General features: G+C 61.7%; 27 protein-coding genes. 9 read left to right on the forward strand and 18 right to left on the reverse strand.

Annotated features, from left to right (window positions below; genetic code table 11):
- Nucleotide 1: 1 nt before the first annotated feature.
- Both JFU57_RS03450 and lnt read left to right on the forward strand, forming a co-directional pair.
- Nucleotides 2–841 carry an HlyC/CorC family transporter gene (locus tag JFU57_RS03450; RefSeq protein WP_020295293.1) on the forward strand — a complete coding sequence of 280 codons (840 nt, stop codon included), beginning with the start codon at nt 2–4 and terminating at the stop codon, nt 839–841.
- Between the two features lie 8 nt (nt 842–849).
- The gene (lnt, locus tag JFU57_RS03455; protein ID WP_078471659.1) at nt 850–2373 is read left to right on the forward strand and encodes an apolipoprotein N-acyltransferase; all 1524 of its coding nucleotides are present in this window, start codon (nt 850–852) and stop codon (nt 2371–2373) included.
- A 63-nt stretch (nt 2374–2436) separates the two neighbouring features.
- Here lnt and JFU57_RS03460 read toward each other — a convergent pair whose 3' ends face one another.
- Both JFU57_RS03460 and JFU57_RS03465 read right to left on the reverse strand, forming a co-directional pair.
- Nucleotides 2437–3198, reverse strand: coding sequence for a YdcF family protein (locus JFU57_RS03460; protein ID WP_201128153.1), 762 nt, complete (start codon nt 3196–3198; stop codon nt 2437–2439).
- A gap of 126 nt (nt 3199–3324) precedes the next feature.
- A complete protein-coding gene (locus JFU57_RS03465; protein ID WP_201128154.1) occupies nt 3325–3645 on the reverse strand; it encodes a hypothetical protein in 321 nt (106 codons plus the stop codon).
- A gap of 260 nt (nt 3646–3905) precedes the next feature.
- Between JFU57_RS03465 and leuS the strand changes: the two genes are divergently transcribed.
- From leuS to JFU57_RS03490, 5 genes are all read left to right on the forward strand, one after another.
- Nucleotides 3906–6512, forward strand: coding sequence for a leucine--tRNA ligase (gene leuS, locus JFU57_RS03470; protein WP_078471656.1), 2607 nt, complete (start codon nt 3906–3908; stop codon nt 6510–6512).
- A 90-nt stretch (nt 6513–6602) separates the two neighbouring features.
- Nucleotides 6603–7208 (forward strand): LPS-assembly lipoprotein LptE, encoded by a 606-nt coding sequence (locus JFU57_RS03475; protein ID WP_078471655.1) that lies wholly within the window; start codon nt 6603–6605, stop codon nt 7206–7208.
- Nucleotides 7209–7247: 39 nt separating this feature from the next.
- Complete coding sequence (holA, locus tag JFU57_RS03480) at nt 7248–8285, forward strand: DNA polymerase III subunit delta (RefSeq protein ID WP_201128156.1); 1038 nt, start codon at nt 7248–7250, stop codon at nt 8283–8285.
- A 131-nt stretch (nt 8286–8416) separates the two neighbouring features.
- The gene (gene arfA, locus JFU57_RS03485) at nt 8417–8578 is read left to right on the forward strand and encodes an alternative ribosome rescue factor ArfA (RefSeq protein WP_020295286.1); all 162 of its coding nucleotides are present in this window, start codon (nt 8417–8419) and stop codon (nt 8576–8578) included.
- A 61-nt stretch (nt 8579–8639) separates the two neighbouring features.
- Nucleotides 8640–9962 carry a lytic murein transglycosylase gene (locus JFU57_RS03490; RefSeq protein WP_201128157.1) on the forward strand — a complete coding sequence of 441 codons (1323 nt, stop codon included), beginning with the start codon at nt 8640–8642 and terminating at the stop codon, nt 9960–9962.
- Nucleotides 9963–10000: 38 nt separating this feature from the next.
- On the opposite strand, the gene JFU57_RS03495 is transcribed toward JFU57_RS03490, so the two are convergent.
- The 13 genes from JFU57_RS03495 to JFU57_RS03555 all read right to left on the reverse strand — a co-directional run bounded on the left by JFU57_RS03495 (nt 10001) and on the right by JFU57_RS03555 (nt 22577).
- Nucleotides 10001–10948, reverse strand: a complete 948-nt coding sequence (locus JFU57_RS03495; protein WP_201128158.1) for a S66 peptidase family protein — start codon at nt 10946–10948, stop codon at nt 10001–10003.
- A gap of 176 nt (nt 10949–11124) precedes the next feature.
- On the reverse strand, nt 11125–12120 hold the full coding sequence (gene lipA, locus JFU57_RS03500; RefSeq protein WP_161955756.1) for a lipoyl synthase: 996 nt from the start codon (nt 12118–12120) through the stop codon (nt 11125–11127).
- A 31-nt stretch (nt 12121–12151) separates the two neighbouring features.
- Nucleotides 12152–12799, reverse strand: coding sequence for a lipoyl(octanoyl) transferase LipB (gene lipB / locus JFU57_RS03505; protein WP_078471651.1), 648 nt, complete (start codon nt 12797–12799; stop codon nt 12152–12154).
- A complete protein-coding gene (locus tag JFU57_RS03510; RefSeq protein ID WP_008152827.1) occupies nt 12799–13074 on the reverse strand; it encodes a DUF493 domain-containing protein in 276 nt (91 codons plus the stop codon). The genes lipB and JFU57_RS03510 overlap by 1 nt, the downstream gene beginning before the upstream one ends.
- Before the next feature lie 84 nt (nt 13075–13158).
- Entirely contained in the window at nt 13159–14316 is a 1158-nt protein-coding gene (locus JFU57_RS03515) for a D-alanyl-D-alanine carboxypeptidase family protein (protein ID WP_078471650.1), read from the reverse strand.
- Nucleotides 14317–14491: 175 nt separating this feature from the next.
- A complete protein-coding gene (locus JFU57_RS03520) occupies nt 14492–15502 on the reverse strand; it encodes a septal ring lytic transglycosylase RlpA family protein (RefSeq protein WP_020295280.1) in 1011 nt (336 codons plus the stop codon).
- Nucleotides 15502–16512: a lytic murein transglycosylase B gene (gene mltB / locus JFU57_RS03525; RefSeq protein ID WP_078471648.1), complete on the reverse strand. Its 1011-nt coding sequence runs from the start codon at nt 16510–16512 to the stop codon at nt 15502–15504. The genes JFU57_RS03520 and mltB overlap by 1 nt, the downstream gene beginning before the upstream one ends.
- A gap of 17 nt (nt 16513–16529) precedes the next feature.
- A complete protein-coding gene (rodA, locus tag JFU57_RS03530) occupies nt 16530–17633 on the reverse strand; it encodes a rod shape-determining protein RodA (RefSeq protein WP_078471647.1) in 1104 nt (367 codons plus the stop codon).
- Between the two features lie 31 nt (nt 17634–17664).
- Nucleotides 17665–19560 (reverse strand): penicillin-binding protein 2, encoded by a 1896-nt coding sequence (gene mrdA, locus JFU57_RS03535; protein WP_078471646.1) that lies wholly within the window; start codon nt 19558–19560, stop codon nt 17665–17667.
- 12 nt (nt 19561–19572) lie between these two features.
- The gene (rlmH, locus tag JFU57_RS03540; protein WP_003185785.1) at nt 19573–20040 is read right to left on the reverse strand and encodes a 23S rRNA (pseudouridine(1915)-N(3))-methyltransferase RlmH; all 468 of its coding nucleotides are present in this window, start codon (nt 20038–20040) and stop codon (nt 19573–19575) included.
- A 9-nt stretch (nt 20041–20049) separates the two neighbouring features.
- Entirely contained in the window at nt 20050–20544 is a 495-nt protein-coding gene (rsfS, locus tag JFU57_RS03545; protein WP_078471645.1) for a ribosome silencing factor, read from the reverse strand.
- A 70-nt stretch (nt 20545–20614) separates the two neighbouring features.
- Nucleotides 20615–21337 carry a nicotinate-nucleotide adenylyltransferase gene (nadD, locus tag JFU57_RS03550; protein WP_242487417.1) on the reverse strand — a complete coding sequence of 241 codons (723 nt, stop codon included), beginning with the start codon at nt 21335–21337 and terminating at the stop codon, nt 20615–20617.
- Nucleotides 21306–22577, reverse strand: a complete 1272-nt coding sequence (locus JFU57_RS03555; RefSeq protein ID WP_201128159.1) for a glutamate-5-semialdehyde dehydrogenase — start codon at nt 22575–22577, stop codon at nt 21306–21308. Before JFU57_RS03555 ends, nadD begins: the two co-directional genes overlap by 32 nt.
- 176 nt (nt 22578–22753) lie before the next feature.
- Here JFU57_RS03555 and JFU57_RS03560 point away from each other — a divergent pair, with 176 nt between their 5' ends.
- Together JFU57_RS03560 and JFU57_RS03565 are read left to right on the forward strand one after the other, a co-directional pair.
- A complete protein-coding gene (locus JFU57_RS03560; protein ID WP_201128160.1) occupies nt 22754–23440 on the forward strand; it encodes a DNA-3-methyladenine glycosylase in 687 nt (228 codons plus the stop codon).
- An 88-nt stretch (nt 23441–23528) separates the two neighbouring features.
- The gene (locus JFU57_RS03565) at nt 23529–24845 is read left to right on the forward strand and encodes a bifunctional DedA family/phosphatase PAP2 family protein (RefSeq protein ID WP_201128161.1); all 1317 of its coding nucleotides are present in this window, start codon (nt 23529–23531) and stop codon (nt 24843–24845) included.
- A gap of 64 nt (nt 24846–24909) precedes the next feature.
- Here the strand turns inward: JFU57_RS03565 and JFU57_RS03570 are convergent, their stop codons facing one another.
- The 3 genes from JFU57_RS03570 to JFU57_RS03580 are packed head-to-tail and all read right to left on the reverse strand — an operon-like array spanning nt 24910 to nt 26585.
- Nucleotides 24910–25500, reverse strand: coding sequence for an LON peptidase substrate-binding domain-containing protein (locus tag JFU57_RS03570; protein WP_201128168.1), 591 nt, complete (start codon nt 25498–25500; stop codon nt 24910–24912).
- 9 nt (nt 25501–25509) lie between these two features.
- Nucleotides 25510–26226: an LrgB family protein gene (locus JFU57_RS03575; RefSeq protein ID WP_201128170.1), complete on the reverse strand. Its 717-nt coding sequence runs from the start codon at nt 26224–26226 to the stop codon at nt 25510–25512.
- Nucleotides 26223–26585: a CidA/LrgA family protein gene (locus JFU57_RS03580; protein WP_078471640.1), complete on the reverse strand. Its 363-nt coding sequence runs from the start codon at nt 26583–26585 to the stop codon at nt 26223–26225. Before JFU57_RS03580 ends, JFU57_RS03575 begins: the two co-directional genes overlap by 4 nt.
- Between the last annotated feature and the right edge of the window lie 108 nt (nt 26586–26693).

Here is a 26693-nt window from a genome sequence, read left to right on the forward strand (position 1 = left end):
TATGAGCGAAGATCGATCGAGCAACGGGCAGAAGTCATGGCTGGGTAAGCTCACCCAGGCTTTTGCCCATGAGCCGAAAAACCGCCAGGAGCTGCTGGAGCTGCTGCGCGAAGCCCATCAGAACAAGCTGCTGGACAGCGAAGCGCTGGCCATCGTCGAAGGCGCCATTCAGGTTGCGGACCTGCAAGTACGGGACATCATGGTCCCGCGCTCGCAGATGATCAGCATCAAGGCGACCCAGACCCCGCGCGAGTTCCTGCCCGCAGTTATCGATTCCGCGCACTCGCGCTACCCGGTGATCGGCGAAAGCCATGACGACGTGATGGGCGTCCTCCTGGCCAAGGACCTGCTGCCGCTGATCCTCAAGGAGAACGGCGACAGCTTCAACATCAAGGATCTGCTGCGCCCGGCGACGTTCGTGCCGGAGTCCAAGCGCCTCAATGTGCTGCTGCGCGAGTTCCGCGCCAACCACAACCACATGGCGATCGTCATCGACGAATACGGCGGCGTCGCCGGCCTGGTGACCATCGAGGACGTGCTGGAACAGATCGTCGGCGACATCGAGGACGAACATGACGTCGAGGAAGACAGCTACATCAAGCCGTTGCCCAGCGGCGACTTCCTGATCAAGGCACTGACGCCGATCGAGAACTTCAACGAGTTTTTCGACAGCGAGTTCTCCGACGATGAATTCGACACAGTGGGTGGCCTGGTGATGAGCGCGTTCGGGCACTTGCCCAAGCGTAATGAAATCACCGAAATCGGCGCCTATCGCTTCCGCATTCTGAATGCCGACAGCCGCCGGATCCACCTGCTGCGCCTGACCCCTATCTCCCGCTAAGGACTGACATGCGTTGGATCACCCGCCCCGGCTGGCCCGGTAACCTGCTGGCCGTGGCGGCTGGCGCAATCACCACCCTGGCCCTGGCACCGTACGACATCTGGCCGCTGGCCCTGCTGGCGGTCGGCTTTTTCTACGCCGGCCTGCGTGAGCTGACACCCCGTCAAGCCCTGGGCCGTGGCTGGTGCTTCGGCTTTGGCCTGTTCGGCGCCGGCACCAGCTGGATCTACGTCAGCATCCATACCTACGGCGGCGCCTCAGCGCTGTTGGCCGGCTTGCTGATGCTGGCGTTCATTGCTGCAATCGCCTGGTTCTTCGCCCTGCCCGCCTGGCTCTGGGCACGGTGGCTGCGGCGCAATGAAGCGCCCCTGGCCGACGCCCTGGCGTTCGCTGCCCTGTGGCTGGCCCAGGAGGCCTTTCGCGGCTGGTTCCTGACCGGCTTCCCATGGCTCTACTCCGGCTACAGCCAGCTCGATGGCCCCCTGGCCGGGCTCGCGCCATTGGGCGGCATGTGGCTGATTTCCTTCTCTCTCGCCCTGACCGCTGCGCTGCTCTACAACCTGCCGCGATTGATCCGGGCCGGACGCAAAGGCTTTATCGTCGCCGGCCTGCTGCTACTGGCTGCACCCTGGGTAATCGGCCTCAGCCTCAAGGACCACGCCTGGACCAGCCCATCGGGCAAGCCGCTGTCCGTTGCCGCCATTCAGGGCAACATCGAACAGAGCATGAAATGGGACCCGGCCCAGCTCAACGCGCAACTGGCGCTGTACCGCGACATGAGCTTCAGTTCCAAGCCTGTGGACCTGCTGATCTGGCCGGAAACCGCAGTCCCCGTGCTCAAGGAGTCTGCTGAAGGCTACTTGGCGATGATGGGCAACTTTGCGGCTGACAGGCATTCCGCGCTGATCACCGGGGTTCCGATTCGCCAGGAACTGCGCCACGAAAAACGCTTCTTCAATGGCATCACCGTGGTTGGCGAAGGCGATGGCACTTACCTGAAACAGAAGCTGGTGCCCTTTGGCGAGTACGTGCCCCTGCAGGACCTGCTGCGCGGCCTGATCGACTTCTTCAACCTGCCGATGTCGGACTTCGCCCGTGGCCCCGCCGACCAGCCGCTGCTGCAGGCCAAGGGTTATCAGATCGCACCGTTTATTTGTTACGAGGTGGTTTACCCGGAATTCGCCGCCGGCCTCTCGGCTCGCAGCGACTTGTTGCTGACTATCAGCAACGACACCTGGTTCGGCACCTCGATCGGCCCCCTACAGCATTTGCAGATGGCTCAGATGCGCGCCCTGGAAGCCGGGCGCTGGATGATCCGTGCCACCAACAACGGGGTGACCGGGCTGATCAACCCGTTTGGCAAGATCACCGTGCAGATTCCGCAGTTTGAGCGCGGGATTCTCTACGGCGAAGTGGTGCCCATGCATAACCTCACGCCCTATCTGCAATGGCGCTCATGGCCATTGATCATCCTGTGCGGGCTGTTGTTTGGCTGGGCGTTGCTGGCCAGCCGTATTGCCAAGACCGTTTGACCCGACGCCGGCAAGCCGTTCCCGCCCGTGGCTGCGGGCCCTGGCTTGTCGGCCCTCAGCGCCTCAGCGATAGAACAGCTTGTAGCCCACCTGCCCCACGGCTTCGTTCAACAACTGGCCGCTCTGCCAGATCGACTTGAACTCCGGCATCCAGCCGCCCAACGGCCGCGCATTATCCACCCCCAGAAAACCCACCGGCGCCGGCACCACGGTAAAACCTGCCTGCTCGAAGCTCCAGGCCGCACGCGGCATGTGCCAGGCCTGGGTCACGACCACCACTCGCTTGATGCCCTGGGGCAACAGCACTTCGGCGCTGAACTGAGCATTCTCCCAAGTGGTGCGGCTGCGCCCTTCCTGCCAGCGCACCGCCACCCCGAAGTCCCCCATCAACGACTCGGCCATCAGCGCAGCCTCGGTCGGCGGCGTGCCATAGTGCAAGCCGCCACTGGTCAATATCGGCAGGCCAGAGGCCTTGGCCAGTCGCGCGGCATAGCGCTCACGCTCGAGGCCCACACCGGTGGGCTGGTCATACCCCCATGCCGGATCGCCCCGTTCGCGCCCGGAACCCAACACCACAATCGCATCCGCCCGCTCGGCCAGCGCCGCCCACTGATCTGTCGCCAGCGCCGGCTCGCGCTCCAGGGCGCTGGCACCCCACTCCACCATCACCGGCAGACTCATCAGCCAGAAACCGCCCAGGCCAAGGGCAAAACACAGCCCGGCCAAGCGTGGGCGCGTTTTACGAAACCACCAGGCAAGGGCCAGCAACAGCAATAGGACACCGGGCGGCAACAGCAATTGTTTGATGAAATAACGAAAGGGCATCGGGCATCTCCAAAGATGCCCGAAGCCTATGTGGATAGACGCCCTGCAACAACAGGCGCGAGATGAATTTCAAACCTCAAGGCCCGCGCCAGCAGCCGGAGGCAGACCAAAACGAGCAGCTCAGGGCTACTTGCACCTCAGGGAACGGGCCTTTACCTGCTCCCTCAATGGCAGCCTGTCTTTCAACCAGATGACTTTGGCTGAACGTGGCGCTGCGCACTGCCTCAAACTCTCCAGCACGCCTGCCTGCGTCATACGCTCACTGCGATCCAGATACGCCTTGACCAACTCGAACTCGGCGCGACTCAGACCTCGCAACTCCAGCTCCAGGGGACGCTCATCGCGCAAGCGACCCGCCGTTTTTGCTGCATCCAGCGCCAATGCCAAACGATCTATAAGCTTTTCGTACAACTCGGGTTTTGTAGCTTTTTGCTGCGACTCAGCCATCCGCTCACCTCATTGAAGATCAGTCTTGCTCCCCAATTTCAGCTTAGCCGGGCGGATGAAAGCGGCCTGGCGCCGCGACCAACGGCCCAGGGCGCGCAATCAGGGTTTCCCTCGGCAGAGCGCGGTCATGTATGCTACGGCGCTTCCTGTAACTCCACTTCCAGCTCGACTGGGCCTCGAAAACGCCGTATCTGGCGCCATCACCGCCCAACGTTGCAATGAAGAGGATTAGGCCACCCCTATTCAGTTCAAAAGTAGCCATGCACGAACAATATCAGCCCCGTGAAATTGAAGCCGCCGCCCAGTCATTCTGGGATGAGCAAAAGTCCTTTGAAGTCAGTGAACAGCCAGGCAAGGAGACTTTCTATTGCCTATCAATGTTCCCTTACCCCAGCGGCAAGCTACACATGGGGCATGTGCGCAACTACACCATCGGCGACGTCATCTCCCGCTACCAGCGCATGCTGGGCAAGAACGTCCTGCAACCCATGGGTTGGGACGCCTTCGGCATGCCGGCGGAAAACGCCGCGATGAAGAACAACGTGGCTCCCGCCAAGTGGACCTACGAAAACATCGCCTACATGAAGACCCAGCTGCGCAGCCTGGGCCTGGCCGTGGACTGGTCCCGTGAAGTGACCACCTGCAAGCCGGATTACTATCGCTGGGAACAATGGCTGTTCACTCGCCTGTTCGAAAAAGGCGTGATCTACCGCAAAAACGGCACCGTGAACTGGGACCCTATCGACCAGACCGTGCTGGCCAACGAGCAGGTGATCGACGGGCGCGGCTGGCGTTCCGGCGCGCTGATTGAAAAGCGCGAAATCCCGATGTACTACTTCAAGATCACCGCCTACGCGGATGAACTCTTGTCGAGCCTCGACGATCTGCCGGGCTGGCCTGAGCAGGTCAAGACCATGCAGCGCAACTGGATCGGCAAGTCCCGCGGCATGGAAGTGCAGTTCCCGTACAACGTCGACTCCATCGGCGAAGCGGGCGTACTGAAAGTCTTCACCACCCGCCCGGACACCCTGATGGGCGCGACTTACGTTGCCGTGGCTGCCGAGCATCCACTGGCGGCCCTGGCGGCCCAGAACAACCCTGAGCTGCAGGCCTTTATCGCCGAATGCAAAGGCGGCAGCGTCGCGGAAGCCGATGTCGCTACCCAGGAGAAGAAAGGCCTGCCGACCTCGCTGTTCGTCGAGCACCCGTTGACCGGTGAAAAACTTCCGGTGTGGGTCGCCAACTATGTGCTGATGCATTACGGCGATGGCGCGGTGATGGCTGTTCCAGCACACGACGAGCGCGATTTCGAATTCGCCACCAAGTACAACCTGCCGATCAAGTCGGTGGTGCGCACCAGCTCCGGTGATACCAACCCGGCACCCTGGCAAGATGCCTATGGCGAGCACGGCACGCTGATCAACTCCGGCGAGTTCGACGGCCTCGACTTCGCAGGCGCCTTCGACGCCATGGAAGTGGCGCTGATCAAGAAAAACCTGGGTGCCTCGCGTACCCAGTTCCGCCTGCGCGACTGGGGCATCAGCCGCCAGCGCTACTGGGGCTGCCCGATCCCGATCATCCACTGCGACAGCTGCGGTGATGTGCCGGTCCCGGAAGAGCAACTGCCCGTCGTGCTGCCCGAAGACGTGGTGCCGGACGGCGCCGGTTCGCCATTGGCGCGCATGCCAGAGTTCTACGAATGCGCCTGCCCGAAATGCGGTGCTCCGGCCAAGCGTGAAACCGACACCATGGACACCTTCGTCGAGTCCTCGTGGTACTACGCCCGCTACGCCTCGCCACACTATGAAGGCGGCCTGGTGGAAAAAGCTGCGGCTGACCACTGGTTGCCGGTGGATCAGTACATCGGCGGCATCGAACACGCGATCCTGCACCTGCTTTACGCGCGCTTCTTCCACAAGCTGATGCGCGACGAAGGCCTGGTGACCTCTGATGAACCGTTCAAGAACCTGCTGACCCAAGGCATGGTGGTTGCCGAGACTTACTATCGCCGCGAAGCCAATGGCGCCTACACCTGGTTCAACCCGGCCGACGTCGAGCTGGAGCGTGATGGCAAAGCCAAGGTGATCAGTGCCAAGCTGATCAGCGACGGTCTGCCGGTAGAGATCGGTGGCACCGAGAAGATGGCCAAGTCCAAGAACAACGGCGTCGACCCTCAGTCGATGATCGACCAGTTCGGCGCCGATACCTGCCGCCTGTTCATGATGTTCGCCTCGCCGCCTGACATGAGCGCGGAATGGTCCGACTCCGGCGTTGAAGGTTCGCACCGCTTCCTCAAGCGCGTCTGGCGCCTGGCGCACGCCCATATCAGCCAGGGCCTCCCAGGCAAACTGGACGTGGCCAACTTGAACGATGAGCAAAAAGTCATTCGTCGCAGCACCCACCTGGCTATCCGCCAGGCCAGCCAGGACGTGGGCCAGAATCACAAATTCAACACGGCCATCGCCCAGGTGATGACGCTGATGAACGTGCTGGAAAAAGCACCGCAAATCACCGAACAGGACCGCGCACTGGTTCAGGAAGGCCTGGAAACTGTCGTCCTGTTGCTGGCGCCAATCACGCCGCACATCAGCCACGATCTGTGGAACCGCTTGGGCCACAGTGGCGCGGTGATCGACGCCGGCTGGCCAGTACAGGATGACAGCGCCCTGGTACAGGACACGCTGCAACTGGTCATCCAAGTGAATGGCAAGCTGCGCGGGCAGATCGAAATGCCGGCCAGCGCCAGCCGCGAAGAGGTCGAAGCCGCTGCTCGCAGCAACGAGAACGTGCTGCGCTTCACCGAAGGCCTGACGATTCGCAAAGTGATCGTCGTGCCCGGCAAACTGGTCAATATCGTCGCTAGCTAATTGGATCAGGTGCCAGGTCATTGACCTGGCGCCGCATAAAACCTCCAGGGCCGCAGAGTCGGCCCACATGGTTTCAAGGGGAGCAACAAGATGATCAAACGCAATCTGCTGGTGATGGGCCTGGCTGTACTGCTAAGCGCCTGCGGCTTCCAGCTGCGCGGCACCGGCAACTACGACATGGCGTTCAAGGAACTCGACCTGAGTGCACGCAACGCCTATGGCGAAACCGTCACCCTCCTGCGTCAGATACTGCAGAACAGTGGCATCGAGATCCACACTGGCGCGCCGTACAAGCTGGTACTGACCAATGAACAGGAAAGCCAGCGCAGCCTCAGCTACGCCGGCGCCGGTCGTTCCACCGAGTATGAGATCACTAACGTACTGAACTACCAGATCCTCAGCAGCGATAACCTCGTGTTGCTCGATGACAAAATGCAAGTACAGAAGGTCTATATCCACGACGGCAGCAACCTGGTAGGTACCGACCAGGAGGCGATCGAAGTGCGCAAGGAAATGCGCCGTGACCTGGTGCAGCGCATGGTATTACGCCTGCAACTGCTGCACCCGGAGCAACTGCAGCAGCTTGAGCAGACGGCGAGGAACAAGGCCAAGGCCGACGCCGACGCCCTGGAAGCGGCACAGAAGGCTGAAGCGGAAACTCCGCAACAGTCGCCAATGCAGTTGCCGAACCAGTAAGCCTTGCGGGACGCCCAGGCGCCCCGCTTGCCCTTCTTTATGAAACTCGCCCCCGCCCAACTCGGTAAACACCTGCAAGGCAGCCTCGCACCGGTCTATGTGATCAGTGGCGATGACCCGTTGCTGTGCCAGGAAGCTGCCGATGCGATCCGCACCGCGGCCCGCCAGCAAGGCTATGACGAACGCCAGGTGTTCAGCGCCGATGCCAGTTTCGACTGGGGCACGCTGCTGCAAGCCGGCGCAAGCATGTCGCTGTTCGCCGAAAAGCGCTTGCTGGAGCTGCGCCTGCCGTCGGGCAAGCCCGGCGACAAGGGCGCAGCAGCGCTGATCGAGTACTGTTCACGCCCTGCCGAAGACACCTTGCTGCTTATCAGCCTGCCCAAGCTCGATGGCAGCGCGCAGAAGACCAAGTGGGGCAAGGCCCTGGTCGAAGGCGAGCAGACTCAGTTCGTGCAGATCTGGCCAGTGGACGCCAACCAGCTGCCACAGTGGATTCGCCAGCGCCTGTCCCAGGCTGGGCTTTCTGCCAGCCAGGACGCGGTTGAACTGATTGCCGCACGGGTCGAAGGCAACCTGCTGGCCGCCGCCCAGGAAATCGAAAAACTCAAGCTGATGGCCGAAGGCGGACAACTGACCGTCGAGACCGTGCAGGCTGCGGTTGCCGACAGCGCTCGGTTCGATGTGTTCGGGCTGGTGGACGCCATTCTCAATGGCGAAGCCGCGCACGCCTTGCGCATGCTCGAAGGCCTGCGCGGTGAAGGCGTTGAGCCTCCGGTGATTCTCTGGGCGCTGTCCCGGGAACTGCGGTTGCTGGGTAATCTGTCGCTGCAATTCAGCCAGGGCGTGCCCCTGGATAAAGTCTTCAGCCAAGCCCGCCCCCCAGTCTGGGACAAACGCAAGCCGCTGATGAGCAAAGCCCTGCAACGCTATTCGGCGCAACGCTGGGGACAACTGCTATTGGATGCCCAGCGTATCGATGCCCAGATCAAGGGCCAGGCCGCTGGCTCGCCCTGGAGCAGCTTGAGCCGCCTGTCGCTGCTGATGTCGGGGCAACGCCTGGCACTGCCGGCGGAGTAACTGACAGTGCCTGCCCGCTCTCGATAAGCGATCACTGGCGAAATCACCTACACATCACAGGGGCTGGACAACAGCCGAACTCTGGCCGATCATCTGCGCCGTACAACTCACCAGCACAGCGAGAGATCCCCATGAGCAAGCCATCCAAGCATGGCCCCAACAAGGCCAAATCCATCATTGCCCAGCCACTGTTCCGCAGCCGTCAGGAACAACCCGCCAAGGGCAAAGGCAGCTACCGCCGCGAAGCCTTCCAGTCTAAAAGCTGGGAGGCTTCTTACTTTCTGGCCGCCTGAAGGCAAGCTCCCCTTTGGCATGGTAAGGTCTGCACCTGATTCGTATTCCCTGGACCTGTGCATGCCCTTCCGTAATTCCCGTCATTGGCGCCTTCGCCAACTGGCCGCCGCCTCCAGTCTTATTCTGCTTGTCGCCTGCGCGGAAAAACCTACAGCCGCCGACGCCCAGCCACTGCCCAACCTTCAAGCCGCCCCACTGGCAGCTCCTGCGACTATCGCTCCGCTGACCGTCGACAATCTGGATATCCAACCCACCCAGACCTTCGCTGAATGGCAGGCCGGGTTCCGCGTCGAAGCCTTGAATGCTGGCATCCGTGCCGAACTGTTCGATCGCGCTTTCGCCGGTATTACTCCAGACATGAGCGTGATCAAGGCCGACCGTAGCCAGCCGGAATTCAGCCGGCCGGTATGGGAATACCTGGACGGTGCGGTATCACCGCTGCGAGTGCGCAAAGGCCAGGCCCTGCTCAACCAATACGCTGACACTCTGCAAAAGATCGAACAGCGCTACGGCGTCGACCGCCAGGCACTGGTGGCCGTCTGGGGCATGGAAAGCAATTTCGGCGACTTCCAGGGCAACAAGTCGGTCATTCGCTCCCTGGCAACCCTGGCCTATGAGGGACGGCGTCCAGCCTTCGCCAACAGCCAACTGATTGCCGCCCTGCAGATCCTCCAGCAGGGCGACATCCAGCCGGAAAAGATGCTCGGCTCCTGGGCTGGCGCCATGGGCCAGACCCAGTTCATTCCGACCACCTATAACACCCACGCCGTGGACTTCGACGGCGACGGCCGTCGCGACATCTGGAATAGCCCGGCTGACGCCCTGGCCTCGACCGCCCATTACCTGCAAAGCTCGGGCTGGCAAAAAGGCCAACCCTGGGGCTTCGAGGTGCGATTGGCCGATAACTTCGATTACTCACTGGCCGACGGCGCCATCCGTAAAAGTGTCGCCGAATGGGCAAAGCTGGGCCTGAAGCTGCCCAACGGCAGCAATCTGCCGGCGGGTACGGAACACCTCTCAGCAGCCCTGCTATTGCCAGCGGGTTACCGGGGACCGGCGTTCCTGATCCTCGATAACTTCCGTGCAGTGCTCAAGTACAACAACTCGTCGTCCTACGCGCTGGCAGTCAATCTGCTTTCCGAACGCTTCACCGGTGCCGGCCTGATCAGCGGCGCCTGGCCCAAGGATGACCTGCCACTGAGCCGCTCCGAGCGTATCGAGTTACAAAACCTGCTGAGCGCCCGCAACTACGACGCAGGCACTGCAGACGGCATCATCGGCGCCAATACCCGCAAGGCGATCCGCAGCGCGCAGCAATCATTCGGCTGGCCGGCAGATGGCTACCCGACCCATAAGTTGCTGGAAAACCTGCGCAATCAATGACCAGAGACGGCCAGGGAGCACGTCCCTGGCCCATCGCGCTACCTCAGCACCACGTCCTGCTCCAGGACCAGTTGCTGCTCACCCGCATCCAGCCTGACCAAAGCCCCGAGCGGCAAGGTCAGGTTGGGATCGCAATGGCCACTGCGCCACCCGGCAAGTACCGGAATGCGCAGGGGGGCAAAGGTCTGCTTGAGCAGGCGTGCAAGAGCCTCGGGGTCCACTCCCGCCACATCCCCGACCAACACCCCCCGCAACTGCTGCAGCTTGCCCGCGAGGCGCAGGTGAGTCAGCAGACGGTCGATGCGGTAGAGCGGCTCATTGATGTCTTCGATGAAGAGAATAACGTCCTGGGTACTGATCTCGTAGGGCGTGCCCATGGTCGCCGCAATCATCGACAGGTTGCCCCCCAGCAACTGACCACAGGCAATTCCCGGCTCGATGGTGTTCAAGGGATAGGCCACCGGATGCGCCAGCACGCTGCCGGCCTTGAACTGGCCGCGCAGCATGCCGAACAACGAAGCCTCGGTCGGTGCCTGCTTGCCGCCCAACAGGTCGGCGTTGAGCATCGGCCCGTGAAAGGTCACGAATCCCGCATAACGGTGTATCGCCAGGTGCAAGGCGGTGATATCGCTGTAGCCGATAAACGGCTTGGGATTGCGCCGCAGCAGGTCGTAGTCGATCCGGTCCAGTAACCGCGGGCTGCCGTAGCCCCCACGCAGGCAGAGAATGGCGCCGATCGCCTTGTCGGCAAAGGCCGCGTGCAGGTCCTGCAACCGCACCTCGTCGCTGCCCGCCAGGTAGCCGTCAGCCTCACCCACGCCCGGGAAGATCCGCAATGCATAGCCCCGCGCGCGCATCCATTGCACGGCTTTATCCACATCCAGGGCTGCGGGTCCGGCAGGTGCGATCAGGCCGATCTGCCCTTCAGGCAGCAGGGCCGGCACCGGCAGATGGGCGAGCAATGTTTCAATCGGCTGGGTGGTCATCCATGGTTCTCCCGACGTGGATTGTGTGGCTCACAGTAGACAGGATTGCTGAGCAAAAAAAGCCCCGGAATGCCTGGAAAGACCTGGGATTTATCTGCAAAGAAAGGTGATGTCGATACCGCAGAAACGAAAACGCCCACAAGGCAAGCCTTGCGGGCGCTTTTACCGGTCGCGAATCAGGAGACCAGGCTGGCCTTGACCAGTTTCGCCTGCTCGTCGGCGTGGTACGACGAACGCACCAGCGGGCCCGAGGCGACGTTCTTGAAGCCCATCTTGTAACCTTCCTCGGCGAACCAGGCGAAGGTGTCCGGGTGCACGAAGCGCTGGACCGGCAAGTGGCTGCGCGACGGCTGCAGGTACTGGCCCAGGGTCAGCATGTCGATGTCGTGTTCGCGCATGCGCTTCATGACTTCGATCACTTCATCGTCGGTCTCGCCCAGGCCCAGCATCAAGCCGGACTTGGTCGGGATCAGCGGCATCATCTGCTTGAATTTCTGCAGCAGGGTCAATGACCACTGATAGTCCGAACCCGGACGCGCAGCCTTGTACAGGCGCGGTACGGTTTCCAGGTTGTGGTTGAACACATCCGGTGGCTCGGCAGCGGTGATTGCCAGTGCCACGTCCATCCGGCCGCGGTAATCCGGAACCAGAGTTTCGAGCAGTACATTCGGCGACAATTTACGGATTTCGCGGATGCAGTCGGCAAAGTGCTGAGCACCGCCGTCACGCAGGTCATCACGGTCGACCGAGGTGATCACCACGTACTTCAGACGCAGGTCGGCAATGGCGATGGCCAGGCTTTCCGGCTCGTTGACATCCAGTGGTTTCGGACGGCCGTGGCCGACGTCACAGAACGGGCAACGACGGGTGCAGATGTCACCCATGATCATGAAGGTCGCGGTGCCGCCGGAGAAGCATTCGCCCAGGTTCGGGCAGGAGGCCTCTTCGCAAACGCTGTGCAGCTTGTGCTTGCGCAGCAAGGCCTTGATGCGATCGACTTCCGGGGACACCGGAATCCGTACGCGAATCCAGTCCGGCTTCTTCGGCAGCTCGGTGGTCGGAATGATCTTCACCGGGATGCGTGCAACCTTCTCGGCGCCGCGCAGCTTGACGCCGGCTTCAACCTTGGCACGCGGGGCCGGGCGCTCGGTGATATCGAGCGTCGGGATCATGGTTTGCACAGCGTCTTGCGCAGTAGTCATATCAGTCGATTCCGCCCGTTAGGGTCGTCTGCTCAGCATAGTCGAGGTGTTTGACGAGCTGCGCGCGCAGCCGGGCACTTACCTCGGCAAATTCAATCGTCCCTGTGTGCTCGCGCAGCTGGGTCATCGCCAGCCCGGCATAGCCGCAGGGGTTAATCCGTCGAAACGGCTCAAGATCCATATCCACATTCAGGGCCAGGCCATGAAAGGAGCAACCATGGCGAATCCGCAGGCCCAGGGAGGCGATTTTCGCCCCGTTAACGTACACGCCAGGCGCATCCGGCTTGGCTGCCGCTGTCACGCCATAACTGGCCAGCAACTCGATCAGGCAGCATTCCATCCGGCTGACCAGCTCGCGCACACCGAACCCGAGTCGGCGCACATCCAGCAGCAGGTAAGCCACCAGCTGGCCGGGACCGTGATAGGTCACCTGCCCGCCTCGATCCGCCTGGACCACCGGGATATCCCCGGGAATCAGCAGGTGTTCCGCCTTGCCGGCCTGGCCTTGAGTAAACACCGGTGAATGCTCGACCAGCCAGATTTCATCGGCGGCATCACTGCCGCGCTCATTGGTAAAACGCTGCATGGCGTGCCAGACCGGCTCGTAATCCATCCGGCCAAGCTCGCGAAAGCCGAGCGGTTGCTGCATCACAGCACCATGTGTACGAAACCGGTAGCCCGCAACTCGCTGTTGATGTCGTACAGCTGTTCTTGACCGGTGGCGATGATATGCAGCTGGATAGTCGTGTACTTGCCGTTGGTACTCTGGCGTTCGGCCAGGGTCTTGTGGTCAACGGTGGCGTGCTTCTCAAGGATCGCGATGATCTTGTCCTTGAAACCCACACCGGTGTCGCCAATCACCTTGATCGGGTAATCCGCGCAAGGGAATTCGATCTTTGGCGCCTTTACTTCAGTGTCTGTCATGGCAAAACGGCCTCGTAAGCCGTGGCGACGGACATGGGCCCTGGTCTGTTTCAGAGCAGGGCCCATGTCCGTCGACAACAGTAATCAGTTGAACAAGCCGTAGAAGAATAGACGGATGCTATCCCACATGCGGCGGAAGATACCACCTTCCTCGACCGCTTCCAGAGCGATCAGGTCGGCGCTGTGTACGACCTTGTCGTCCAGTTTGACCTCAACCTTGCCGATCACGTCGCCCTTGGCGATAGGCGCGACCAGTTGCGGGTTCATGGTCATGCTGGCGGCGAGCTTCTTCAGCTGGCCCTTGGGCATGGTCATGGTCAGGTCTTCAGCCAGGCCGGCCTTGACTTGGTGGGTGGTGCCTTTCCAGACCGGTGCCTGGGCCAGCTCGGTGCCTTTCTGATAGAAGGTCTGGGTTTCGAAGAAGCGGAAACCGTAGGTCAGCAGCTTCTGGGTCTCGGCGGCGCGAGCCTGTTCGCTGTTGGTGCCGAAGACCACCGCGATCAGACGCATGCCATCACGCACGGCCGAGGACACCATGCAGTAGCCGGCCTCGTCGGTATGGCCGGTTTTCAGACCGTCGACAGTCTTGTCGCGCCACAGCAGCAGGTTGCGGTTAGGTTGCTTGATGCCGTTCCAGAAGAACTCTTTCTGCGAGTAGATCGCATAGTGAGCCGGGTCTTCGTGGATGATCGCGCGAGCCAGCACCGCCATGTCGTGGGCCGACGAGTAGTGCTCGGGGTTCGGCAGGCCGGTCGGGTTCATGAAGTGGCTGTTGCTCATGCCCAGGTCACCGGCCGTCTTGTTCATCATGTCGGCGAATGCGTCTTCGCTGCCGGCGATGTGCTCGGAAACCGCAACGCTGGCGTCGTTACCCGACTGGATGATGATGCCGTGCAGCAGGTCGCTGACGGTCACCTGCGAACCGACCTTGATGAACATCCGCGAACCACCGGTGCGCCAGGCGTTCTCGCTGACGGTCACCGGGTCGTTCTCGCCGATCTGGCCGCGACGGATTTCCAGGGTCGCGATGTAGGCTGTCATTAGCTTGGTCAGGCTGGCTGGCGGCAGACGCTGGTCACCATTGTTCTCCACCAGCACGTTACCGCTGCTGGCATCCATGAGCACATAGGACTTGGCGGCCAGTTGCGGTGGCGACGGCATCGCCTCTACCGCCCAGGCAGCGGGCGTGATGATCAGCGGGACAAGCAGGCACAGGCGTTTGGCAAAGGTGGTGATGTTCATCCGTCTCTCGAAGTAGCTAATGGAAACTTGCCCTCTCGGGCAAAACTAATCAGACAGCCTTCTGAGGGGCTGTCGCGTGTTCAGTTGTTCACTCACTGACCCTTGCCGGGTTTTTGTTGTTCACAGAGCCAACAACCTAGGCCACCCGCACGCGGGCAGACCCTGAATCAAAAAATCACTCGGCAGTCACGACGCTCGGCTGACCCAGATTGGCCAGGCGCACGCTGTTCTGCACTTGCTGAATCTCACCCGGCGAGCCGATCGGCCCCAGGCGCACCCGGTGCAGGGTCTGCTGATTACGCACGATCGAACTGATGAACACCGGGGCGCTCACCATTCCGCTCAACTTCGACCTCAGCAATTCGGCAGCATCCGGGTTGGCGAAGGCGCCCACCTGCAGATACTGGCCAGAGGCTGGGGAAGCAGCCGCTTTCTTGGCCTCCAGCTGCACCGGCACCACGGCGGCGGCGTGCTGCTGGGGCGGCGGCGTCCATTGTTCTACCGTGCCAGTCGATGCCGTGACCGTCGGCGCGGCATTCTGCGCCACCTGCGGTTCATTGAGCATCAACGGCGCCGGGCGACCACGCTGGGCCCACCACTCCTGGGGATCGATGCCTTCAACCTTGACCCGCGCCGTGCCGGTCTCGGCATACCCGAGCTTTTTCGCTGCGGCGTAGGACAGGTCGATGATGCGATCGGAGTAGAACGGCCCACGGTCGTTGACCCGCAGAATCACGGTCTTGTTGTTGTCCAGGTTGGTCACCCGCACGTAACTGGGCAGCGGCAGTGTCTTGTGCGCCGCGCTCATGCCATACAGGTCATACACCTCGCCATTGGCGGTGTTCTGCCCATGAAACTTGGTGCCATACCAGGACGCCGTACCTGACGCGACATAGCGCTTGGATTCGGCCATCGGGAAATAGGTCTTGCCCAGCACCGTATAAGGGTTGGCCTTGTAGGGCCCGGTGTGCAGGGTCGGGGTGGCATCGGGAATGCGTGAAACGTCGACATCCCACCAGGGCGCGCCGTCCTTGTGGGCACGGTTGATATCCAGGCCCGGGGCGGAACGCACCGCGGTCGAGGATTTCTGTTGCGGCGCTCGACTCGTCGAGCAACTGACCACCAGCAAGGACAACGCGGCGAAAGCCACCAGCTTCAGGGGTTTGCGAATTGGCGATGCCAGCATTACTTGACGCCCCGTGCTTGGACCAGCTGTTCAGACAACTGATGTACGGCCATGGCGTACATCACGCTGCGGTTATAACGCGTGATCGCGTAAAAATTCTTCAGGCCCATCCAGTATTCCGGGCCATTGTCGCCTTCCAGGCGGAAGGCGGTGACGGGCAAATCATCGCGCAGCGCATCATGACTCGACCAGCCCAGGGCCCGCAACTCCCCGACGGTTTTCGTCGGCTCGATGCCGGTAGTCAGGCCTTCATCGACCTGATCGCCGCGCACATCGGCGCGGCTGACCACCGGCTCGCCGGCCACCCAGCCGTGGCGCTTGAAGTAGCTGGCGACGCTGCCAATGGCATCGTCCGGATTGGTCCAGATATTAATGTGGCCGTCACCGTCGAAATCCACGGCGTACGCGCGAAAGCTGCTCGGCATGAACTGCGGCAGCCCCATGGCCCCGGCGTAGGAGCCCTTGAGCGTCAAGGGGTCAACCTGCTCTTCACGGGCCAGCAGCAAAAACTCGCGCAGCTCCTTGCGGAAGAATTCGGCGCGCGGCGGATAATCAAAACTCAGGGTGGATAAAGCATCGATCACCCGGTAATTACCGGTATTTCGACCAAAAAAGGTCTCAACGCCGATAATCGACACTATCACCTGGGCCGGCACGCCATATTCCTGCTCGGCGCGGGCCAATGCGGCTTCGTGCTGACGCCAGAAGTCCACCCCGCGGGCAATGCGCGCGTCGGTGATGAACATGGGCCGGTATTCTTTCCATTGCTTGACGCGCTCGGCAGGCCTTGAAATGGCGTCCAGAATCGATTGCTTGCGTTCAGCCTCGCGGAACACACCCATCAGCTGCTCGCCTGCAAAGCCATAATCGCGGGTCATTTCACCCACGAACTCGGCCACTTGCGGCGAACCCTCGTAATCGCCGGCCAACGCTTCCTGCGTTGCACCAAGGATGCCTACCAGACCGACCCACGGTGCATACCGAGCGGCCCAGCCACGCATTACTTGCATTGAATTCTTCACCTTTTTCAAACCTGCGCGATCCACTTACGATGGGTATGGATCGACATCAAAACCCCAAACGCTGACAGCAGTGTCACCAGCGAAGTTCCTCCGTAGCTAATGAACGGCAACGGCACCCCCACAACCGGCAACAGGCCACTGACCATACCGATGTTGACGAAAACGTAAACAAAAAACGTCATGGTCAGGCTGCCGGCGAGCAATTTACCGAACAGCGTCTGCGCCTGGGCGGTAATCACCAGCCCGCGACCGATCAACAACAGATAGATCAGCAGCAGCGCGCAGATGCCCACCAGACCGAATTCCTCGCCCATCACCGCAATGATGAAGTCGGTGTGGCTTTCCGGGAGAAAGTCCAGGTGCGACTGAGTGCCCAACAACCAGCCTTTGCCAAATACGCCGCCGGAACCGATGGCCGCCTTGGACTGGATAATGTTCCAGCCGGTGCCGAGCGGATCGCTCTCCGGATCGAGGAAGGTCAGGATCCGCTGCTTCTGGTAGTCGTGCATGATAAAGAACCACATCGCCACCGCCACCGGCACCGCCGCCGCCAGCACGCTGAGGATCCAGCGCCAGCGCAGCCCACCCATGAACAGCACGAAGGCGCCGCCGGCGAGAATCAGCAGCGAGGTGCCGAGGTCGGGCTGGCGCACGATCAGAATGAACGGAATACCGATCAGCACCAGGCTGATCCCCACGTGCTTGAGTTGCGGCGGCAGGGTGCGCTTGGCCAGGTACCAGGCAATGGTCGCGGGCATGATGATCTTCATGAATTCCGACGGCTGGAAGCGAATCACCCCCGGGATGTTGATCCAGCGGGTGGCGCCCATGGCGTTGTGCCCCATGACATCCACCACCACCAGCAGCACCACGCCGAACACATAGGCCAGCGGTACCCAGCGCGCCATGAAGCGCGGCTCGAACTGGGCGATCACGATCATCGACACCAGGCCGATGCCAAACGAGGTCGCCTGCTTGGCCAGCAGGTCCCAGCTCTTGCCGCTGGCCGAGTACAGGACAAACAGGCTGCCGGCCGCCAGGGTCAGCAGCAGGATCAATAACGGTCCATCGATGTGCATGCGCTGCAACAGAGTCGCGCGACGCCGCATCACATCCTCGCTGGAGAGGATGCGATCAAAATTACTCTTCACGGGCCGTAGCCTCCGCGCTGATAGGGCTGGCGAACTCGGGCTTGAGCTGACCGTCCTGGCCTAGCAGCCAGGCATCCATGATCTGACGCACTACCGGGGCCGCGACGCCGGAACCCGACTCACCGTTCTCGACCATGACCGAGACCACGATTCTGGGGTTGTCCGCCGGGGCAAACCCGACAAACAGGGCGTGGTCGCGGTGGCGTTCCTGGACTTTGGAGCGGTCGTACTTCTCGCCCTGCTTGATGGCGACCACCTGGGCGGTACCACTCTTGCCGGCGATCCGATACTGCGCGCCGACTGCCGCCTTGCGCGCGGTACCGCGAGCGCCGTGCATCACCTGCTGCATGCCGTGATTGACCTTGGTCCAGTCCGACGGGTCACGCAGGACGATGTCCGGCATTGGATTTTCATCCACCGGCTTTTCGCCCTCGATAGTCTTGGCCAGGTGCGGGCGGTTCCACTTGCCCTTGCTGGCCACCAGCGCAGTGGCCTGGGCCAGTTGCAAAGGGGTCGACTGCATATAGCCCTGGCCGATCCCGAGAATCAGGGTTTCCCCCGGGAACCAGGCCTGGCGCCGGGTGGCGCGCTTCCATTCACGGGACGGCATCAGCCCTGGTGATTCCTCGAACATGTCCAGGGACACCTTCTGCCCGATACCGAACTTGTTCATGTAGGCCGACAACCGATCGATCCCCAGCTTGTGGGCCAGGTCATAGAAGTAGGTGTCGTTGGAACGCATGATCGCCGTGTCCAGGTCGACATAGCCGTCACCGGTGCGGTTCCAGTTGCGGTACTTGTGATCGTAATTGGGCAATTGGTAATAACCCGGATCGAAGACCCGGGTCGAGGCCGTGACCACGCCCGAATCGAGACCGGCAATCGCCACCGCTGGTTTGATGGTCGAGCCCGGCGGATAAAGGCCGCGCAGCACCCGGTTGAACAGCGGACGATCGATCGAATCGCGCAACTCGGCATAGGCCTTGAAGCTGATGCCGGTCACGAACAGGTTCGGGTCGAAGCTTGGCTGGCTGACCATCGCCAGTACTTCACCGGTGGTGGGATCCAGCGCCACCACCGCGCCACGACGCCCACCCAGGGCCAGTTCGGCGGCTTCCTGCAGCTTGATGTCGAGGCTCAGGACAATGTCTTTGCCAGGAATCGGATCGGTGCGCTTGAGCACCCGCAGCACGCGGCCTCGGGCGTTGGTCTCGACTTCTTCGTAGCCCACCTGGCCGTGCAATTCCGGCTCGTAGAAGCGCTCGATACCGGTCTTGCCGATATGGTGAGTGCCGCTGTAGTTGACCGGATCCAGGGACTTCAGCTCTTTCTCGTTGATCCGCCCCATGTAGCCCACCGAGTGCGCAAAGTGCGCGCCCTGGGGGTAATGGCGCACCAACTGGGCCACCACTTCCACGCCCGGCAGGCGGAACTGGTTGACCGCGATCCGGGCGATCTGCTCTTCGTTGAGCTCAAACAGAATCGGCACCGGTTCGAATGGCCGCCGCCCCTGGCTCATGCGCTTTTCGAAGAGCACGCGGTCCTCCGGCGTCAGCTCCAGCACCTCGACAATCACATCGAGGACCTGGCGCCAGTCGCCGGAGCGCTCGCGGGTCATGCTCAGGCTGAAGCTCGGCCGGTTATCCGCCACCACGACGCCGTTGCGGTCAAAAATCAGGCCGCGGGTCGGTGGAATCGGCTGTACGTGGACGCGGTTGTTTTCCGACAGGGTCGAGTGGTACTCGTACTGGATGACCTGCAGAAAATACAACCGCGCGATCAGCACCCCGATCAGGCACACCACTGCAATTGCACCGAACACGACCCGGCCACGCACCAGACGGGCGTCTTTCTCGTGGTCCTTGATGCGGATCGGCTGGGACATTAGGGCGCAGGGCTACTTGTGATAAGGGTGCCCGGACAGGACTGTCCAGGCGCGATACAGCTGTTCACCGATGAGGATGCGTACCAGCGGGTGGGGCAAGGTCAGCGGCGACAGCGACCAGCGCTGATCCGCCCGCGCACAGACTTCCGGCGCCAGCCCTTCCGGGCCGCCAACCATGAAATTGACCGTGCGCGAATCGAGCCGCCAGCGGTCCAGTTCGACCGCCAGTTGCTCGGTGCTCCAGGGCTTGCCGTGCACCTCGAGGGTGACAATCCGCTCGTTGGGGCCGACCTTGGCCAACATGGCTTCGCCTTCCTGACGGATAAAGCGTGCCACGTCGGCGTTCTTGCCCCGGGTATTGAGCGGTATTTCCACCAGTTCCAGCGCCAGCTCGGACGGCAAGCGCTTGGCATATTCATGCCAGCCCTCTTCCACCCACTTGGGCATGCGTGAACCGACAGCGATCAGACGCAGGCGCACAGCCGTTCCTTATTCCTGGTCTTTGTTGAGCTTGTTGAAATGCTCGTGACCCACTTCCGGACTGTGGTGCTTGCCATCGGCGGCACGGCTCTGCTCGGCGCCTTTCCACAGGCGCTCCAGGTCGTAGAACTGACGGGCGTTGGAGGTCATCATGTGAACGATCACGTCGTCCATATCCAACAACACCCAGTCGCTGTCGCCCTTGCCTTCTTCACCCAGCGGCTTGACGCCCAGGGCCTTCACGGCTTCGCGAACCTTGTCCAGCATCGCGCCGATCTGACGGTTGGAGGTACCGGTGGCAATGATCATGTAGTCAGTGATGCTTTGCTTGTCACGCACATCGATGACCAGCACGTCCTGGGCCTTGACGTCTTCCAGGGCCGCTACGGCAACCTTGACCAGCTCTTCGCCCTTGAGGGGCTCGCCGATGATGACTTTTTCAGGCAGCGGGGCACTCTTGAACGTGCCTTTGCGCTTAACTTTGTTTACGTCGTTGTTCGTCATATAAAACTCGTTTTGCTCGTATGTTCGGGCGCTTCAATACACGACTATTCGTGCCTTCAAGCGCGCCTTTTCAGTTCGACGCACGGTAAAGCCCGTGCGCATCGATGTAGGCCAGGACCGCGTCAGGCACCAGGAAACGTACCGACTTACCGCTGGCCAGCAGTTGACGGATCTGGGTGGCAGACACCGCAAGCGGGGTCTGCCAGACGAATGCAATATTCCCGCTTGGCCCGGTCAGGGCCAAGGGGTCACTTACCGACCGCGCTGCCAGCAGGTTGCGCAAGGCATCCGGCGGTTCGCTGTCGGCATCCGGGCGTTGCAGCACCAGGATGTGGCAATGCTGGAGTAACTCCTCCCAGCGATGCCAGGTGGGCAGGCCGCAAAAAGCGTCCCAGCCCAGTAGCAGAAACAACTGGTCATCCGCGGCCAACTCGGCCCGCATCAGTTCCAGGGTGTCGATGGTGTAGGACGGTTTGTCCCGTTTCAGCTCACGGTCGTCCACCACCAACGGTGATACCCCCGTGACCGCGCACTCGACCATCGCCAGACGGTCCAACGCCGATACCTGCGGCGTGTTGCGATGAGGCGGCCTGGCACTGGGTGTCAGGCGCAATTCATCAAGAGTCAGCGATTCGGCCACTTCCAGCGCACCGCGCAAATGGCCGATATGCACCGGGTCGAACGTCCCGCCGAGTACGCCAATGCGTCTGGGCCGGGGTTCGCTGACGGGCAGAACGGCTGGCTGGCCAAGGTCGCCCAAGTCAGACCGACTCCTGTCCACGCAACTGGCCATCACCGACCACGATGTATTTCTCGCAGGTCAAGCCTTCGAGACCTACCGGGCCGCGGGCGTGCAGCTTATCAGTAGAAATGCCAATCTCCGCACCCAATCCGTATTCAAAGCCATCGGCAAAGCAGGTCGGGGTGTTGATCATCACCGAACTGGAGTCGACCTCAGCCACAAAACGCCGGGCCTCACCCTGGTGTTCAGTGACGATCGAGTCCGTGTGGTGCGAGCCGTAATGGTTGATGTGCTCAATGGCCTGACCCAGGTCGTCCACCACGCGGATCGACAGAATCGGTGCCAGGTACTCGGTATTCCAGTCTTCTTCGGTTGCGGCAATCACGTCGATGATGGCCTGAGTACGCTCGCAACCCCGCAACTCGACACCCTTCTCGCGGAACTGCGCAGCCATCGCCGGCAAGAACTCGGCAGCCACCGCTTGATCCACCAGCAGGGTTTCCATCGCGCCGCAGATGCCATAACGGTAGGTCTTGGCGTTGAAGGCAATGCGCTGGGCCTTGGCCAGGTCCGCGTGAGCACCGACATAAACGTGGCAGATGCCGTCCAGATGCTTGATCACCGGCACGCGGGCGTCACGGCTGACGCGTTCGATCAGGCCCTTGCCACCGCGCGGCACGATCACGTCGACGTATTCCGGCATGGTGATCAAGGCACCGACAGCCGCCCGGTCGGTCACTTCGACCACCTGGACCACGGCCGCCGGCAAGCCGGCTTCGGCCAGGCCGCGCTGGATGCACAGGGCGATGGCGCGATTGGAGTGGATGGCCTCGGAGCCGCCACGCAGGATGGTCGCGTTACCCGACTTCAGGCACAGGCTCGCGGCATCGATGGTCACATTCGGCCGTGATTCGTAAATGATGCCAACCACACCCAGCGGCACGCGCATTTTGCCGACCTGGATACCCGAAGGCCGGTAGCTCATATCGCGAATCGCGCCCACCGGGTCCGGCAGGCTCGCCACCTGGCGTAGACCAACGATCATGCCGTCGATACGGGCCGGGGTCAGTGCCAGGCGTTCAAGCATGGCCGGTTCCAGACCATTGGCGCGACCGGCAGCCAGGTCCTGCTCGTTGGCAGCGGTCAGTTCTGGACGAGCGGCGTCCAAAGCAGCGGCAGCAGCATTCAGCGCACGGTTTTTCTGCGCAGTGCTGGCACGGCCGATGACACGCGAAGCTTCGCGGGCAGCGCGACCCAAACGGGTCATGTAGTCAAGAACGGACTCAGTCATGGTCTGGTGTGGTCTTGGCAAAGAGGAAAGCGGCAGATTATAGCTGTCGCATCGGCCCACGGACAGCGGTCACGGGCGGATGGTCAAAATGGAGGGCAAATAGCGTGCGTTAAGCATGGGTTAAGGCTGATGTTGATATCATTGCGTCACATTTCTCGTCGCCCACCGTTGCCACCATGTCCATTCTGACCAACGCAGACCTGCCCAACGCCCTGCCTGACAGCTTCTTCGACCGTGATGCGCAACTGCTGGCCCGCGAACTGCTGGGCAAAATCATCCGGCATAAAGTCGACGGCCTGTGGTTATCGGCGCGCATTATTGAGACCGAAGCCTATTACTGCGAGGAAAAAGGCAGCCACGCCTCCCTCGGCTACACAGAAAAGCGTAAGGCTTTGTTTCTGGATGGCGGCCACATCTACATGTATTACGCCCGCGGCGGCGATTCGCTGAATTTCAGCGCTCAGGGTCCGGGCAATGCGGTGCTGATAAAATCGGCCTACCCCTGGGTCGACGCGGTCTCTGGCCCGGCCAGCCTGGCGCAAATGCTGCTCAACAACCCCGATGCCAGTGGCCGCCCCCGCCCCTCGCAAAAGCTGTGCGCCGGCCAGACCCTGCTGTGCAAGGCCTTGGGCTTGAAAGTCCCAATCTGGGATGCCAAGCGCTTTGATCAGGAGCTGCTGTTTGTCGAAGATGTCGGCACCCCGGTTGGACAGATTATCCAGACCACTCGCCTGGGCATTCCCCACGGCCGCGACGAGCATTTGATGTACCGCTTCGTCGATGCGTCCTACGCGCCTTATTGCACGCGGAACCCCTTGCGTCGCGGCCAAGTCGAAGGACGCGATTACTTTCTGCTCGACTGAAATCCCGCAGCAACGAACCTGCCCGCGATAGCGCTATCGCGATCTGGCGCGCTTCTGCGTTCAATGTGCACATGACGGAGTTGACTCTATGGGCCCATGGCTCGATGGCATGACCACCTGGTTGACGGCCAACCCGCAGTGGCTGGCCGCCGCGGTATTTATTGTGGCCTGTGTCGAGTGCCTGGCGATTGCCGGCCTGATCGTGCCCGGCACGGTGCTGCTATTCGCGATTGCCGTGCTGGCCGGCAACGGCGCGTTATCCCTGGGCGAAACCCTGCTGCTGGGGTTCCTCGGGGGGCTGCTGGGCGACGTCGTTTCCTACCTGCTCGGCAGACATTTTCATCAGAGCATTCGTCGACTGCCCGGGCTGCGCCAACACCCGCAATGGATCAGCGGCGCCGAAGCGTATTTTCAGCGTTATGGCATCGCCAGCCTGCTGGTGGGTCGTTTTATCGGGCCGTTGCGGCCGATGCTGCCGATGGTCGCCGGCATGTTCGACATGCCCTTCCCCCGTTTTATTGCCGTCAGCCTGCTCGCCGCTGCCGGCTGGACCGTTGCCTACCTGCTGCCCGGCTGGGCCACCGGCGCCGCGATACGCCTGCCGCTGCCCGAGGGTTTCTGGCCCGAGGCGGGAGTCGTGGTCGGCAGCATTGCCGTGCTGGTGGGCCTGAGCATTACCAGCAGCCTGCGTCGACACCGCAATGCCACCTTGATCATGAGTGTGATGAGCCTGGTGATCCTGGCCGGGCTGTTTATCGGCTACCCCTACCTGATCCAGTTCGATCAGGGCCTGATTGCCTTGGTGCAGGAGCATCGCAGCGCCTCCCTAGACCGGATCATGGTGATGGTCACGCAGATCGGCGAGTTCCGAGCCATGTTCATCATCAGCGGCGTGCTCACCCTGCTGTTGTTGATTGCCCGCCAATGGCGGCAGGCGATCTTCGCCGGCGCCACACTGATGTGCACCGCCCTGGCCAACACCGGCAGCAAGTGGTTCTTCGCCCGGGTCCGCCCCGAGGTGCTGACCGATCCACTGACCAGCTACAGCATGCCCAGCGGGCATTCTTCCGGCGCCTTTGCCTTGTTCCTGACCCTGGCGGTGCTTGCCGGGCGCGGCCAGCCACCCAGGATGCGCCTGACCTGGCTGCTGCTGGGCTGCCTGCCGGCCGCTTCGATCGCCTTGTCGCGGGTCTACCTCGGGGCGCATTGGCCTACCGATATTCTGGCCGGCGCGATGCTCGCTACCTGCGTCTGTGCCGCCAGCCTAGCCCTGAGCCAGCGTCAGACGCCTTTGCCGGCAATGCCAGCCAGGGTCTGGTGGCTGGTGCTGCCGAGCATGATTGCGCTGTGCGCATTCATGGCCATGCGGCACCTGCCCCACGCCCTGCTGCGCTACGCCTATTGAGGAAATCCGCTAGAGAGTGGTGGCAAGGGCCGTCAGGCTGAACTTGCAGCCCAACATTCAGAGATCAGGCGAAAAGCTCGCCCTGCAACTCATCCAGCAGCGCCTGGATCGCATCCAGGCGTTGCTGCGGATCATCCAGTTGCAGCAGGTCCAGCTTGTCCAGCTCTGAAAATGGCAGCAGATAGGCCAACTGGTTCGCCAGCGACTGCTGGCCGGTGGCTTCCGTGCCCATGTTCAAGGCCTCGACCATCGGATGCTCGGCCAGCGCCTTGAGCAAGGCGATCAGGTCGGCGTCCTCATCCTGCAACGGTTGCTCCGGAGCCTCGTCGAGCCACTCGACCTGGGCGACCACCAGTTGGTCCTTCTGCACCTCGCTGCTGAGCACCCGAAAACGCCGCCCACCCTTGACCCGAATGCCCAGCAGGCCATTGTCCTGTTGATGAAAATCGGTGATCAACGCTTCGCAGCCGATCAGCGCATAACCTTCCGGCACGTTGCCGACCTCCTCGCCTTCGAGGATGCAGACCACGCCAAAACCACTGCCCTGTTTCATGCAGCGGCCGATCATGTCCAGGTAGCGCGCCTCGAAAACCTGCAGATCGAGGATGCACTGCGGAAACAGCACGGTATTCAGCGGAAAAAGCGCCAGGCTCATAAAAAATCCTTAAACCACCAACGACACCGCCAGCGGCAGGAATACCGCCGTGGCCACGCCCATCAGACTCATCGCCAGCGCCGCAAAGGCACCGCACTCTTCGTTTTCCTGCAAGGCCACCGAGGTGCCCACGGCATGCGCCGTCATGCCCAGGGCCATGCCGCGCGCCTCGGGACTATGGACACCCAGGCGATTCAAGATGCTCGGGCCGAAAATAGCCCCGATGACCCCGGTGATCAGCACGAACACCGCCGCCAGGGCCGCCACACCACCGATCTGCTCGGCCACCAGCATGGCAATCGGCGAAGTCACCGACTTGGGCGCCATGGTCATCAAGATCATGTGCTCGGCGCCAAACCACCAGCCCAGCAATACGCCAAGGCCGGTAGCGACCACGCCACCCACCACCAGCGTAGTAAATATCGGCCAGAACAATTGCCGGATCCGCCGCAGATTCAGATAAAGCGGCACAGCCAGCGCCACCGTGGCCGGGCCCAGCAGAACACTCAGGATCTCGGTGCTCTTACGGTACTCGGCGTACGTCAGGCCACAGCCCAGCAGCACGCCGATGACCAGCAGCATCGACACCAGCACCGGCTGCAGAAAGATCCAGCGGGTTTTCTCGAACGCCGCCAGCACCAGTTGATAAGCCCCCAGGGTAATGCCGATGCCAAACAACGGGTGGTGGATCACGGCCGCCCAGGCACCTTGCCAGTCGAACGTCATTGCCCTTCCTCCCGCCGCGCCTGGCGCTTGACCAGCTTCTGCATCAGCACGCCGACAAAGGCCATGGAAATCACCAGGGACAACACCAGTGCACCGACAATCGCCCAGAAATCGGCGGCAATGTCTTTGGCGTAGACCATCACGCCCACGGCCGGCGGCACCAGCAACAACGGCAGGTAACGCAGCAGGCTGCTGGCCGCGAGGCTCAGGGGCTCCCCGACTTCGCCCCGTGCAATCAGGAAGATCAGCATCAGCAGCAGGCCGACGATAGGCCCCGGCAGTATCGGCAGAAACAGATGATTGATCGCCGTGCCGAGCAATTGGAACAGCACCAGCCATGTCAGACCGCGTAACAACATCCCCACTCTCCAGCAAAAACGCGTCGCGCATTATAAGCACGCAAGGGCTATGGACCGGCATTCGCCAAAAGCATGGATGGTTGACCCAAGCAATTGGCCATGATGATC

The sequence above is a fragment of the Pseudomonas sp. TH07 genome, from assembly GCF_016651285.1.
Classification (GTDB): domain Bacteria; phylum Pseudomonadota; class Gammaproteobacteria; order Pseudomonadales; family Pseudomonadaceae; genus Aquipseudomonas.

Coding starts and splice junctions, on each gene's coding strand:
- JFU57_RS03450 (WP_020295293.1), top strand. CDS start 2: ATGAGCGAAGATCGATCGAGCAACGGGCAGAAGTCATGGCTGGGTAAG.
- lnt (WP_078471659.1), top strand. CDS start 850: ATGCGTTGGATCACCCGCCCCGGCTGGCCCGGTAACCTGCTGGCCGTG.
- JFU57_RS03460 (WP_201128153.1), bottom strand. CDS start 3,198: ATGCCCTTTCGTTATTTCATCAAACAATTGCTGTTGCCGCCCGGTGTC.
- JFU57_RS03465 (WP_201128154.1), bottom strand. CDS start 3,645: ATGGCTGAGTCGCAGCAAAAAGCTACAAAACCCGAGTTGTACGAAAAG.
- leuS (WP_078471656.1), top strand. CDS start 3,906: ATGCACGAACAATATCAGCCCCGTGAAATTGAAGCCGCCGCCCAGTCA.
- JFU57_RS03475 (WP_078471655.1), top strand. CDS start 6,603: ATGATCAAACGCAATCTGCTGGTGATGGGCCTGGCTGTACTGCTAAGC.
- holA (WP_201128156.1), top strand. CDS start 7,248: ATGAAACTCGCCCCCGCCCAACTCGGTAAACACCTGCAAGGCAGCCTC.
- arfA (WP_020295286.1), top strand. CDS start 8,417: ATGAGCAAGCCATCCAAGCATGGCCCCAACAAGGCCAAATCCATCATT.
- JFU57_RS03490 (WP_201128157.1), top strand. CDS start 8,640: ATGCCCTTCCGTAATTCCCGTCATTGGCGCCTTCGCCAACTGGCCGCC.
- JFU57_RS03495 (WP_201128158.1), bottom strand. CDS start 10,948: ATGACCACCCAGCCGATTGAAACATTGCTCGCCCATCTGCCGGTGCCG.
- lipA (WP_161955756.1), bottom strand. CDS start 12,120: ATGATCCCGACGCTCGATATCACCGAGCGCCCGGCCCCGCGTGCCAAG.
- lipB (WP_078471651.1), bottom strand. CDS start 12,799: ATGCAGCAACCGCTCGGCTTTCGCGAGCTTGGCCGGATGGATTACGAG.
- JFU57_RS03510 (WP_008152827.1), bottom strand. CDS start 13,074: ATGACAGACACTGAAGTAAAGGCGCCAAAGATCGAATTCCCTTGCGCG.
- JFU57_RS03515 (WP_078471650.1), bottom strand. CDS start 14,316: ATGAACATCACCACCTTTGCCAAACGCCTGTGCCTGCTTGTCCCGCTG.
- JFU57_RS03520 (WP_020295280.1), bottom strand. CDS start 15,502: ATGCTGGCATCGCCAATTCGCAAACCCCTGAAGCTGGTGGCTTTCGCC.
- mltB (WP_078471648.1), bottom strand. CDS start 16,512: ATGCAAGTAATGCGTGGCTGGGCCGCTCGGTATGCACCGTGGGTCGGT.
- rodA (WP_078471647.1), bottom strand. CDS start 17,633: ATGCGGCGTCGCGCGACTCTGTTGCAGCGCATGCACATCGATGGACCG.
- mrdA (WP_078471646.1), bottom strand. CDS start 19,560: ATGTCCCAGCCGATCCGCATCAAGGACCACGAGAAAGACGCCCGTCTG.
- rsfS (WP_078471645.1), bottom strand. CDS start 20,544: ATGACGAACAACGACGTAAACAAAGTTAAGCGCAAAGGCACGTTCAAG.
- nadD (WP_242487417.1), bottom strand. CDS start 21,337: ATGGCCAGTTGCGTGGACAGGAGTCGGTCTGACTTGGGCGACCTTGGC.
- JFU57_RS03555 (WP_201128159.1), bottom strand. CDS start 22,577: ATGACTGAGTCCGTTCTTGACTACATGACCCGTTTGGGTCGCGCTGCC.
- JFU57_RS03560 (WP_201128160.1), top strand. CDS start 22,754: ATGTCCATTCTGACCAACGCAGACCTGCCCAACGCCCTGCCTGACAGC.
- JFU57_RS03565 (WP_201128161.1), top strand. CDS start 23,529: ATGGGCCCATGGCTCGATGGCATGACCACCTGGTTGACGGCCAACCCG.
- JFU57_RS03570 (WP_201128168.1), bottom strand. CDS start 25,500: ATGAGCCTGGCGCTTTTTCCGCTGAATACCGTGCTGTTTCCGCAGTGC.
- JFU57_RS03575 (WP_201128170.1), bottom strand. CDS start 26,226: ATGACGTTCGACTGGCAAGGTGCCTGGGCGGCCGTGATCCACCACCCG.
- JFU57_RS03580 (WP_078471640.1), bottom strand. CDS start 26,585: ATGTTGTTACGCGGTCTGACATGGCTGGTGCTGTTCCAATTGCTCGGC.